Annotated in this window: 10 protein-coding genes and 1 pseudogene; 4 read left to right on the forward strand and 7 right to left on the reverse strand. The window is 56.0% G+C overall.

Going from position 1 to position 12,045, the window contains the following annotated elements; translation table 11 throughout:
• The first annotated feature begins 9 nt into the window (after positions 1–9).
• From ACIQ5B_RS00740 to ACIQ5B_RS00755, 4 genes are read left to right on the forward strand one after another with little or no spacing between them, the layout of a single operon-like run.
• Positions 10–2,841: a 2-oxoglutarate dehydrogenase E1 component gene (locus ACIQ5B_RS00740; RefSeq protein ID WP_397597340.1), complete on the forward strand. Its 2,832-nt coding sequence runs from the start codon at positions 10–12 to the stop codon at positions 2,839–2,841.
• 10 nt (positions 2,842–2,851) lie between these two features.
• Positions 2,852–4,078, forward strand: a complete 1,227-nt coding sequence (odhB, locus tag ACIQ5B_RS00745) for a 2-oxoglutarate dehydrogenase complex dihydrolipoyllysine-residue succinyltransferase (protein ID WP_397597341.1) — start codon at positions 2,852–2,854, stop codon at positions 4,076–4,078.
• An 11-nt stretch (positions 4,079–4,089) separates the two neighbouring features.
• Complete coding sequence (gene lpdA, locus ACIQ5B_RS00750; protein WP_397597342.1) at positions 4,090–5,499, forward strand: dihydrolipoyl dehydrogenase; 1,410 nt, start codon at positions 4,090–4,092, stop codon at positions 5,497–5,499.
• Between the two features lie 32 nt (positions 5,500–5,531).
• A complete protein-coding gene (locus ACIQ5B_RS00755; protein WP_324479153.1) occupies positions 5,532–6,125 on the forward strand; it encodes a trimeric intracellular cation channel family protein in 594 nt (197 codons plus the stop codon).
• Here ACIQ5B_RS00755 and msrA read toward each other — a convergent pair whose 3' ends face one another.
• The 7 genes and pseudogenes from msrA to ACIQ5B_RS00790 all read right to left on the reverse strand — a co-directional run.
• On the reverse strand, positions 6,126–6,827 hold the full coding sequence (gene msrA, locus ACIQ5B_RS00760; protein ID WP_397597343.1) for a peptide-methionine (S)-S-oxide reductase MsrA: 702 nt from the start codon (positions 6,825–6,827) through the stop codon (positions 6,126–6,128). It abuts the gene before it with no gap.
• 282 nt (positions 6,828–7,109) lie between these two features.
• Entirely contained in the window at positions 7,110–8,312 is a 1,203-nt protein-coding gene (locus ACIQ5B_RS00765) for a pyridoxal phosphate-dependent aminotransferase (protein ID WP_397577321.1), read from the reverse strand.
• Positions 8,313–8,380: 68 nt separating this feature from the next.
• Positions 8,381–10,135, reverse strand: coding sequence for an aminodeoxychorismate synthase component I (gene pabB / locus ACIQ5B_RS00770; protein ID WP_397597344.1), 1,755 nt, complete (start codon positions 10,133–10,135; stop codon positions 8,381–8,383).
• 31 nt (positions 10,136–10,166) lie between these two features.
• Positions 10,167–11,012, reverse strand: a complete 846-nt coding sequence (gene fghA / locus ACIQ5B_RS00775) for an S-formylglutathione hydrolase (RefSeq protein WP_397597345.1) — start codon at positions 11,010–11,012, stop codon at positions 10,167–10,169.
• A complete protein-coding gene (locus ACIQ5B_RS00780) occupies positions 11,009–11,515 on the reverse strand; it encodes a prolyl-tRNA synthetase associated domain-containing protein (RefSeq protein ID WP_397597346.1) in 507 nt (168 codons plus the stop codon). The genes fghA and ACIQ5B_RS00780 overlap by 4 nt, the downstream gene beginning before the upstream one ends.
• A 13-nt stretch (positions 11,516–11,528) precedes the next feature.
• The gene (locus ACIQ5B_RS00785) at positions 11,529–11,909 is read right to left on the reverse strand and encodes a VOC family protein (RefSeq protein WP_397597347.1); all 381 of its coding nucleotides are present in this window, start codon (positions 11,907–11,909) and stop codon (positions 11,529–11,531) included.
• A gap of 17 nt (positions 11,910–11,926) precedes the next feature.
• Positions 11,927–12,045: pseudogene (locus ACIQ5B_RS00790) on the reverse strand (S-(hydroxymethyl)glutathione dehydrogenase); the annotation flags it as partial.

Genomic DNA, 12,045 nt, shown 5'->3' on the forward strand with positions numbered 1-12,045 from the left:
AGGTATTTTATGGGCTTAGAAAACCAAGATTTTGAAACTGAGCAAGGTCCAAGCTGGGCACGTTCGAACTGGCCTTTGTCCATCACCGATGACCTGACGGCTTCGCTTGATCCGACGCAGATGGCTGTCGAAGTCAAGGCCGCGGCAAAGGCTGCTGGCAAGCCCATGGCAGAAGCCGACGCTGTTGCCGCTGCGAGCGATTCCATTCGCGCAATGATGCTGGTGCGCACCTATCGTGTGCGCGGACATCTGGCAGCGAACCTTGATCCGCTTGGACTTTCCAAGCAGGACATTCCCGCTGACCTTACCCCCGAATATCATGGCTTTACTGGCGCAGACCTCGACAAGCGGGTCTATGTCGGCGGCACGCTTGGCCTCGAATGGACCACGGTTCGTGAGCTCGTCGATACGCTGCGCGCCAATTATTGTGGTCCAGTTGGCCTCGAATATATGCACATTTCCGACGTCGAAGAGCGCCGGTTCCTGCAAGAACGGATGGAGGGCAAAGATGCCGCCATCCAATTTACGCCCGAAGGCAAAAAAGCCATCCTCGGTAAAGTCATCGAGGCGGAGCAGTACGAAAAATTCCTTGGTCGCAAATATGTAGGTACGAAGCGGTTCGGCCTTGATGGCGGCGAATCGATGATTCCCGCACTCGAAGCCGTCATCAAATATGGTGGCCAGCTCGGCGTGCGCGAAATCGTTTACGGCATGCCGCATCGCGGCCGTCTCAACGTTTTGGCCAATGTGATGGCAAAGCCATACCGCATCATCTTCCACGAATTTTCGGGCGGAAGCGCGAACCCTGATGATGTTGGCGGTTCGGGCGATGTGAAATATCACCTCGGCACCAGCACTGACCGCGAATTTGACGGCATCAAGGTGCATATGAGCCTTGTGCCAAACCCTTCGCACCTTGAAGCGGTGAACCCAGTGGTGCTTGGCAAGGTACGCGCGAACCAAACCGCACGTGATGACCTTGGCAAGCATGAACAAGTGCTGCCCGTGCTGTTGCATGGTGACGCCGCCTTTGCTGGTCAGGGCATCGTTTGGGAGTGCCTCGGCTTTTCCGGTATTCGTGGGTACAACACCGGCGGTTGCCTGCACTTTATCGTGAACAACCAGGTTGGTTTCACAACCAGCCCGCAATATGCGCGGTCTTCGCCTTATCCATCCGACGTAGCCAAGGGCGTTCAGGCGCCAATATTCCACGTCAATGGGGATGATCCCGAAGCGGTGACCTTCGCCTGTAAAATTGCGATTGAATTCCGCCAGACATTCCACCGCGACATCGTCATCGACATGTGGTGCTATCGCCGCTTTGGCCACAATGAAGGCGACGAACCCGGTTTCACGCAGCCATTGATGTACAAAGTCATCAAGGGCCACCCCGCCGTCAGCAGCTTGTACGCCAAGCGGCTTGAGGCCGAGGGTGTTATCGATGCGAATTGGGCGGACGAGCACGCCATGCGCTATGTGCAGACGCTCGAGCAGGAATTTGCCAGCGCCGCCGATTATAAAGCCAATGCCGCTGACTGGTTTGGTGGACGCTGGTCTGGCCTGTCCAAGCCAGCCGACCCAGAAACCGCGCGCCGGAATGTGCAAACCAGCGTGTCCAAAAAGCTGTTCGATAGCCTGGGCCGCACGCTGACCACTGTGCCCGAAGGGCATAATATTCACCCGACGCTCAATCGTGTGCTCGATGCCAAAAAAGCCATGTTCAGCACCGGTGAGAACTTTGACTGGGCAACAGGCGAAGCGCTCGCTTTCGGATCTTTGCTTACCGAAGGCTATGGCGTGCGCTTATCGGGCCAAGATTCGGGTCGCGGTACGTTCAGCCAACGCCACGGTGTCTGGGTCGACCAGACGACAGAGGAAAAATATATCCCGCTGGCAACATTGCCACATGGCCGCTTTGAAATTCTCGACAGTCCTTTGTCGGAATTCGGCGTGCTGGGTTTTGAATATGGCTATGCCGGTGCCGAACCAAAGACATTGGTGCTTTGGGAAGCGCAATTTGGCGACTTCGTGAATGGTGCGCAAACCATGATCGACCAGTTTATTGCCTCCGGTGAAGCGAAATGGTTGCGCGCCAATGGCCTCGTGATGCTGTTGCCGCATGGCTATGAAGGACAAGGTCCGGAACACAGCTCCGCGCGGCTTGAGCGCTTCCTGCAATTGTGCGCCGAAGATAATATTCAGGTCGCAAACTGCACCACGCCTGCAAATTATTTCCATTTGCTGCGCAGGCAGATGGCACGGCCGTTCCGCAAGCCGCTTATCGTCATGACGCCAAAATCATTGTTGCGGCACAAGCTTGCGGTTTCCAAGGCAGAGGATTTCCAAGGCGAAAGCCATTTCATGCGGATCCTGTCGGATATCAACGCGCCTGCGGACAAGGATGTCAAACGACTGGTCCTATGTTCGGGCAAGGTTGCCTATGACCTGATGGAAGCGCGCGATGCATCGGGCGACAAGAACACCGCCATTGTCCGCATCGAGCAGCTATATCCCTTCCCCGCCGAACCATTGATTGTCCGGTTGAAGCGTATGACCAATTTGGAAGAGGTCGTTTGGGCCCAGGAAGAGCCGCGCAATGCCGGCAGCTGGAGCTTCGTCGACCCCTATTTGGAAGAATGCCTGGCAGAAGCCAATGTCGGCCCAGCACGCGCACGTTATGCCGGACGCAAAGCCGCAGCCGCGACAGCCACGGGTCTTGCCAAGCGCCACCAAGCCGAACAGGCCGCATTGGTTGCAGACGCATTGGGCCACAATGTCCGCGAAGAAATCCGCCGTCAACGCACCGGGGGAGCCAAGCCGGTTACCCCTCCATCCTCCTGAGGATTGAATTATGAGCACTGAAGTTAAAGTCCCCGTATTGGGCGAGTCCATTACTGAAGCGACCCTTGGCCAATGGCTGAAAAAACCCGGTGAGCCGGTTGCGGTCGATGAACCGATAGCCAGCCTTGAAACCGACAAGGTCGCGGTCGAAGTGCCGTCGCCTGTCGCCGGTATCATGGGTGCCTATGCCGTTGAGGAAGGCGCGACCGTTAATGTCGGCGCTGTCATTGCTTCAATCGATGCTGGCACCGGCGCTGCCGCAGCACCTGCTGCAGCCGCTGCCGCTGTAGCCCCCGCCGTTACGAGCACCGCTGCGCCTGCGCCGGTCGCTGCTTCGGAAAATAGTGATCTGCCTTTGTCGCCTGCGGTCCGCCGCTTGGTGCTTGAGCTCGGCATTGACCCAAGCAAGATCAAAGGCACCGGCAAGGACGGCCGCCTGACCAAGGAAGATGTTATTGCGGCGGCAAAGGGTGCGCCTGCACCTGCAGCCACTTCGGCATCAACGGCAACGCCAGCTGCGTCTGCGCCAACAGGTGCGCGTCAGGAAGAGCGCGTGAAGATGACGCGCCTGCGCCAGACGATCGCAAAGCGTTTGAAATCTGCACAAGACACAGCGGCGCTGCTCACGACCTTTAACGATGTCGATATGTCCGCCGTAATTGAAGCGCGCGCGACCTACAAAGACCTGTTTGAAAAGAAGCATGGCGTGCGCCTCGGCTTCATGGGCTTCTTTACCAAGGCTGTTGCTTTGGCAGCGCGTGACGTTCCTGCCGTTAATGCGCAGATTGATGGCGACGAAATCGTCTATCACAATTATCTCGACGTCTCGGTCGCGGTTAGCGCGCCAAATGGCCTCGTCGTACCCGTCGTGCGCAACGCCGACGCCATGAGCTTTGCCCAGATTGAAAAGGCGATTGGTGATTTTGGTGCAAAGGCCAAGGCCGGTGCGCTCACCATGGAAGATATGTCGGGCGGAACATTCACCATTTCCAACGGCGGCGTGTTCGGCAGCCTGATGTCGACCCCGATTATCAACCCGCCACAGTCCGCTGTGCTTGGTCTTCACCGGATCGAAGACCGCCCCGTGGTTCGCGACGGACAGGTTGTTGTTCGCCCGATGATGTATTTGGCGCTAAGCTATGACCACCGCCTCATCGACGGCCGTGAGGCAGTGACTTTCCTGAAAATCGTCAAAGAGGCGATTGAAGACCCGACCCGGTTGTTGATCGACCTTTAAGGAGCTGAGCAATGGCAGAACATGATTATGACCTGATCGTTATCGGTGCAGGTCCGGGCGGTTATGTTGCCGCCATCCGCGCCGCACAACTCGGCCTGAAAACAGCCTGCGTCGAAAGCCGTGAGACATTGGGTGGCACATGCCTCAACGTCGGCTGCATTCCGTCGAAAGCTTTGCTGCATGCGTCCGAAATGTACCATGAGGCACAATCGGGTTCGCTGGCGAAATTTGGTATCGATTTTAAGGGCGTCTCGCTCAACCTCGACCAAATGCACGCCGAAAAAGCGAAGGCTGTGTCCGAATTGACCGGCGGCATCGAGTTTCTGTTTAAAAAGAACAAGGTCGATTGGCTCAAGGGCCGCGCCGCGTTCACGTCAGCCAACAGCATTGATGTGGCAGGCAAAAATTACACCGCGAAAAACATCATGGTCGCAACAGGATCATCGGTAACGCCATTGCCCGGTGTCGAAATAGACCAAAAGGTTATCGTCGATTCCACAGGCGCGCTGGCATTGCCAAAGGTGCCAAAGCACATGGTCGTCATCGGCGGCGGTGTCATTGGACTTGAGCTTGGAAGCGTGTGGTTACGTCTTGGCGCGCAAGTGACTGTGGTCGAATATCTTGACCAAATCCTGCCCGGCATGGACGGCGAAGTCCGCAAGGAAGCAGCCAAGATCTTCAAGAAACAGGGCTTCAACCTGCGCATGGGTACCAAGGTTACCGGCGCAACGGTAAAGGGCGGCGTGGCCACGCTGACGGTTGAACCATCGGCAGGCGGTGCCAGCGAGACGATTGAAGCGGATTGCGTACTTGTGGCGATTGGCCGCCGTCCGAACACCGATGGCCTCGGACTGGAAAAAGCGGGTCTCGCGGTCAATGCGCGCGGACAGATTGAAATCGGACATGATTTCCAGACCAATGTTCCCGGCATCTACGCGATTGGCGACGTTTGCCCCGGTCCGATGCTGGCGCATAAGGCGGAAGACGAAGGCATTGCCGCGGCTGAATTTGTCGCCGGCCTAACGGGCATCGTCAACCATGACGTCATTCCGGGTGTGGTCTACACCTACCCTGAAATCGCCAGCGTTGGCATGACCGAGGAAGAGGCGAAGGAACATGCTTCGGCTTCGGGTAGCGAGATCAAGGTTGGCAAATTCCCGATGATGGCAAACAGCCGTGCGAAAACAAATCGCACCACGGACGGTTTCGTCAAAGTCATTGCCGATGCAAAAACCGACCGCGTGCTTGGCGTGCATATCATCGCATCCATCGCCGGAAGCATGATCGCCGAAGCAGCCGTAGCTATAGAATTCGGTGCAACGTCGGAAGACATCGCATACACCTGCCATGCCCACCCGACCCATGCCGAAGCCTTAAAGGAAGCGGCCATGGCCGTGACCGGCAAACCGATCCACATGTGATGATTACCCAAGCGGCCCAAATAGCCCCGGCCATGATTTCATGGTTGGACCTATTTGGGATCGCTGTATTTGCGGCATCGGGCGCTCTGGCCGCGGCGCAACGCAAACAGACGCTCGTGACGTTCTCCTTCTTTGCGCTGGTTACCGGCGCGGGTGGTGGCACCGTTCGCGACCTGCTTATTGGTGCACCCGTTTTCTGGGTGCAGGATTGGCGTTTTGCAGCGACCTGTCTTGTGACTGCGGGGCTGGTGTGGGTAACGCCGCAACATCTTTGGAAACCGCGTGCGCTGGACTGGTTTGATGCGGTGGGCATTGCCATTTACGCGGTGTTCGGCACGTGGAAATCACTTACGCTTGGCGTTCCATTGTTACCGGCCATGATGATGGGCGTCATCACCGCCTGCGTTGGCGGCATCATTCGCGATGTGTTGGCGGGTGAGCCGTCAATCCTGCTTAAACCCGAAATCTATGTGACAGCTGCGGCACTGGCGTCAGGCCTTTTTGGCCTATCATTATTTGTCGGCATACCCGTTCTGCCCGCCGCGATTTTCAGCGCGACCGCCGGTTTTGCATTGCGGGCGATGGCGATTTGGAAAGGCTGGGCAATCCCCGCCTATCGGGGTTAGTTACCTAACGCGGCTCGGGAAAAGCCTCGTCAAATTCGCAATTTTTGGTTTGTCCCATTGCACGATATATGGGTGCCTTGGGTTCTTCGCCATAAAGTCCTGATGATAGCTTTCGGCAGGAAAGAAACTGATCGGCTCCAGCGTCGTCACAATGGGTTTCTTCCAATATCCAGCCTTGTCCAATTGCGCCATATAAGCACGCGCCATCTTTTGCTGTGCTGCGTTGGCGGGAAATATCGCGGATCGATATTGCTTGCCTCGGTCCGGACCCTGGCGGTTCAATTGAGTCGGATCATGCGCCACCGAGAAGAATATGTGCAGCAGCTCGCCATAGCTCACCACCGCAGGGTTATAATGAATCCGAACAGATTCGGCATGCCGCGTGACGCCCGAACTGACGAGATCATAGTCAGCCGTTGATCGCGTCCCGCCGGAATAGCCCGACTCCACGCGCGTCACGCCTTTTACGCGTTCAAACACAGCCTCCACACCCCAGAAGCAACCACCGGCAAAAACGGCCGTCTGTATGCCCTTTGGTTCAATAGTTTTCGTAAAGGGCGCGGCAATCCGAATGCCCTCTTCGGCATGCGCAGTGCCGACAGCGGATCCAAAGTCGGAACCGCATCCTGTCACCAAACCAAACAGCAGCGCGACATGTACCGCGCGGATAACGCATTTAGGGGTTCGGGGCAGCCGCTTCATATGATGGACCTCCAACGGACACAGACCGCGTGGCTTCTGCGTTTTGATCATTTGCGCTAGCCGGTTTGATGATGGCCAGCCCAGCCAAACCTAGCGCAAATCCGCCGGCCAGACTGAGGAAAAGATCCGAACGCACGAAGTTATAAAGACGGTCCATATTTTATCTCTGACATAGTGCCCAGATTGGCGCCGAAACAGCTATGTGCGTCGGCTTAAAATGGTTTCACCAGAAAACACATTAAACGTGCATGAACGCCGTTCAGCGTGATGCACATATTGCGGTCATGTGAGTGCGGCGCAGGCTGCTTGGATACGCGTGCATGCTTCCTTGAGGATATCCGACGATGTTGCATAAGAAATCCGGAAGCCTGGCGACAGACCGAATGCCCCGCCATGCACCGCAGCCACGCGGTAATCATCAAGGAAATAATCGATGAGGTCCGCATCGGTTTCAATCTTCTTGCCCTTGGGCGTTGTCTTGCCCATCACGCCAGTTGCGTCGGGATAGACATAAAATGCGCCCTCTGGCGTTGGGCAGCTAAGCCCCGGTGCGTCGTTCAGCATCGCGACGACAAGGTCGCGGCGTTCGCGGAAAGCGATATTGCGTTCACGCAAGAAATCCTGTGGTCCATTAAGCGCGGCCAACACGGCATATTGTGAAATGGAGCAGGGATTGCTCGTCGATTGCGACTGCAAATCCGCCATCGCCTTAATCAACCATGCCGGGCCACCAGCATAGCCGATGCGCCAACCGGTCATGGCATAGGCCTTCGACGCACCGTTCATGGTGAGGGTGCGATCATAGAGTTCGGGGCACACCTGAAGCATCGTCGCAAAGGGCGCCTGCGCATACCAAATATGTTCGTACATATCGTCAGACAGCAGCATGACGTGCGGGTGGCGCAGCAGCACTGCACCCAATTCTTTTAACTCATCCGCATCATAAGCTGCGCCGGTTGGGTTGGACGGCGAATTCAGGATCAACCAGCGCGTCTTCGGCGTAATTGCGGCCTCCAGTTGCTCTGGCGTGATTTTATAATTTTGCGCCGCAGTCGCCATAACGATCACGGGCGTTCCGCCGGCGAATTGAACGATATCGGGATAGCTGACCCAATAAGGCGCAGGGATGATGACTTCATCGCCCGTATCAATTGTTGCGACCAGCGCGTTAAACAATGTGTGCTTGCCACCGGAGTTTACCGTGATCTGCTTTGGCGTATATTCAATGCCATTGTCGCGCTTGAATTTTGCAATGATCGCCTGCTTGAGCGGCGCGATACCGTCCACGGCAGTATATTTCGTCATGCCGTCACGAATGGCCTGAATGGCGGCGTCTTTGACGAATTCTGGCGTATCAAAATCGGGTTCACCCGCCGACAGTCCAATGACATCGATGCCCTGTGATTTAAGGTCAATCACACGTCCGGACATGGCAAGCGTCGCTGAAGGGGCAATCCGGCCGAGCGCGGCCGACAGACGGTCAATCATCATCAAAACTTTCGGGCAAAAATTGAACAGAAGTTGCGCTTTTGCCCCTAAAGCCTCGCTAAAAGTTACGCAACCCTATGCGCTCTTATTAATCCACGTGCGCTGTTCCCGACAAAAAAACCACCCGCCAAATCGTCGGTTATCAAATCCGCCTCTTGGGCTTCGCCAGCGTCGATAAGCGCGCGGCGAAGCACAGACGGCAACAGCCCGGTCTCAAGCCGCGGCGTCAGCAGAACGCCATCCCGTTCAACAAACAAGGCCGTGATGCTACCTTCGGTTAAGCGGCCATCGGTGCCAACGAAGATAACTTCGTCACAATCGGTCCGCGCTTTTCGCGCGTTGTCGTAAAAAGCCCGATCGCTCATCTTGTGCCGAAGCCGGAAATCTTCTGCGGCGACAGGAAGCGGCACAACCGCAACGCGCCAGTCGGTCACATCCTGCAGCGGGCTGATCTCAATCGCGACGGCACCATGCCGCGAAACCATCAGCCGGATTTTCGAAAGCTGATCGAGATGGAAAATGCTGGCGTGCAGCCGGTTGCGCAATGCGTGCCGGTCAAATTCAAATCCGAACAACATTGCGCTGGCCTTCATGCGCTCCAGATGCAATTCCAGCCGAAGGATTCCGGCCATCGGTTCAAAACGCATGGTTTCGATCAGATCAAATCCGGTATCATCCACCTTGGCAAAATCCCCCTTGGCCAAACATTCTGCCCATTCATCTGCTTCGTTGGAATCGGCAACGACGCCTGATCCTAGCCCAAGTGAAAGCGTCTTTGTGGAATCGCACAAGGTAAAAGTGCGAATGGCAACGTTGAAGGCGGCATCGCCATTGGCATCAATGCGACCGATGGAGCCGCAATATATTCCGCGTGGCGCGGTCTCCACGTCTTCGACGACCTGCATTGCGCGGATTTTCGGCGCACCGGTAATCGACCCGCATGGGAATAACGCCGTTATGACGTCAACTGCATCCACACCCTCGTTCAGCACACCGGTAACGGTCGAGGTCATCTGGTGAACCGTGGGATAGCTTTCGACATGAAACAATTCAGGCACGGCGACAGTGCCCGCGGCACACACACGGGATAGATCATTGCGGAGGAGATCGACGATCATCAAATTTTCCGCCCGTTGTTTCGGGTCGGTGCGCAAGAGCTCCGCAACATCGCTATCCCGTTGCGGGTCGGCTTGCCTTTGTGCTGTGCCCTTCATCGGTTTTGTCGTCACGCGCTGGTCTTTAAGTGCGAAAAACAGCTCGGGTGAAAAGGACAGATAATGCGCATCCCCCGTGTAGATGACACCGCCATAGCCCGCCTTCGCGCGGCTGCGCAGCGCCGCATATAAGGCCAGCGGGTCGCCCGCGTAATCCGCAGAAAGCGGAAAGGTCAGATTGGCCTGATAAATGTCTCCGGCATGGATAAAATCCTGAACCGCCGCAAAGGCATCGCCATATTCTGCACGCGAAATCGCGGGGCGCAATTCCGACACCCATGCCCCCGCCGGATCGGGCAGATATGACGGCACGACGTCAGCCGAGATTGTGCTGTAGCTGGGAAACAAGCCGAACCACGCCAGTGGTCCGCTGCGTTCTTGCCCAAGATTGGGGAGGAAATGCTGCCCACATTCATAGCCCAAGAACCCCGCGGCATGAAGCCCGCACCGCTGCGCATCACGCAGGGCACCAAGCACAGCGTCGACTTCATCAAAGCTGTTGGCGGTCCATATTTCAACCGGGTCGGTATATAGCCGTGCCGGCGACGCGCCGTGCATGCGGGCATCGTCGAGCAGCACATAAGGGCGATCTGTCGGGATCTTCATATGCGCAGCAGAATCGGCAATGCCCAAGGCTTTAGCCGTTTAGCCGTTCCGCATGCCAAGCGAGATGTTCGGCCATGAAGGTCGAGATGAAATAATAGCTGTGATCATAGCCCGGCTGCATGCGAATTTCGGCACGCTGACCAACCGCGGCACATTGTTCGACGAGCAGGTGCGTCTTGAGCTGTGTCTCGAGGAAATTGTCCGCCAGGCCTTGGTCGACCAACAGGTCAGGCAAGCGTGCGCCATCTGCCAACAACGCAACGCTGTCATAGGCGCGCCATTGCGCACGGTCATCGCCAAGATAGCCACCCAAAGCCTTTTCACCCCAAGGACAATTTAACGGCGAAACAATCGGCGAAAACGCTGATGTCGACTTATACTTGCCCGGGTTACGCAGACTGATCGTCAGTGCGCCATGCCCGCCCATGGAATGCCCCATAATGGCTTGCCGCTGCATATCCGCAGGGAAATGCACGGCGATGATATCAGGCAATTCACGCTCGATATAATCTTGCATCCGGTAATGCGTATCAAAGGGCGAGGCGGTCGCATTTACGTAAAATCCGGCACCCAAACCAAAGTCATATGCGGCATCGGCATCGTCGGGAACGTCTTCACCACGCGGGCTGGTGTCCGGCGCCACGAAAATCAAACCCAGCTCTGCACATGCGCGGCGGAATTCGCCCTTCTCAGTCACATTTGCATGGGTGCAGGTCAGGCCCGACAAAAACCACACCACTGGCAAAACTTGCCCCTCTTCATGCGGCGGGACATAGACTGAAAAAGTCATGTCGGTGCCGGTGGCTGATGAATGGTGCTTATAAACACCCTGCACGCCACCAAAGGCGGTGTTTTCAGAGACGGTTTCGAAAGTCATGCGGGCTCCAATGTCGGGACGGAAATAATCTGGGGTGGGTGCTGCCAATAGGTTTGCGCGCGGATAAGATCGCTGGTCGCAATGCTTACAGTCGCGCTGTTTCGCAGCGGGTGGCAATTGATAATGTCAGCTTGCGCCAACGCAGCATCAAGCACGAATTGGACAGCACAATCTTTATCATTGATGGCCGCCAAAGCGGTGACGGATCCCGGCGTAATACCGAGCAGCCGTTCCATATCTTCGGCTTTACCAAAGCTGATCCGGCCGCAACCGATGGCCGATGGCAACGCCTTTAAATCAACGCGGGCTTCAGCAGGGACAGTGACCAGAAAATATGCGCCGTTTTTGTCTTTCAAAAACAGATTCTTGGTATGCGCACCTGCAATTTCGCGATTATGCGCTTCGCTCTCCGCCACCGTGAATACCGGCGCATGTTCGTGCTTTTCATAAGCAATGCCGAGCGCCGCCAAATCTTTATACAACTGCGCTTCGGCATCGTTCATGATGGTAACACTATCAGTCAGTAACACGGTGCAAGGCGCACAGCTTGTTACCATCCGGATCACGCAGATAGGCAAGATACATTTTCATGCCATTGCCTTCGCGAATACCGGGTGCATCTTCAATCGCTTCGCCGCCATTTTCGACGCCCGCCTTATGCCATGCATCTGCCAACTCAGGGGTCATCGCAAAACCGATGGTGCTGCCATTGCCGTGCGTGGCCGGGTTGCCGTCAATCGGCGGCGTGACAAGGAATAGCGAACCATTGTGCATATAGATCAAACGACCCTTGGGGTCCTGCACGCCGGGTTTTCCGCCCATTGCAACGAAGGTCGCGTCGTAGAATTTTTTCGAACGGGCAATATCATTGCTGCCCACCATCATATGACTATACATTATTACTTCTCCCTATTTTAAAACACCACGACGCTGCGGATGCTTGTCCCCGCATGCATCAATTCAAATGCCTTGTTGATTTCCTCAAGCCCCATGACATGCGTAATCATCGGGTCGATTTCGATCTTGCCGGTCA

This window comes from Sphingorhabdus sp., from assembly GCF_044374345.1.
Lineage (GTDB): Bacteria > Pseudomonadota > Alphaproteobacteria > Sphingomonadales > Sphingomonadaceae > Sphingorhabdus_B.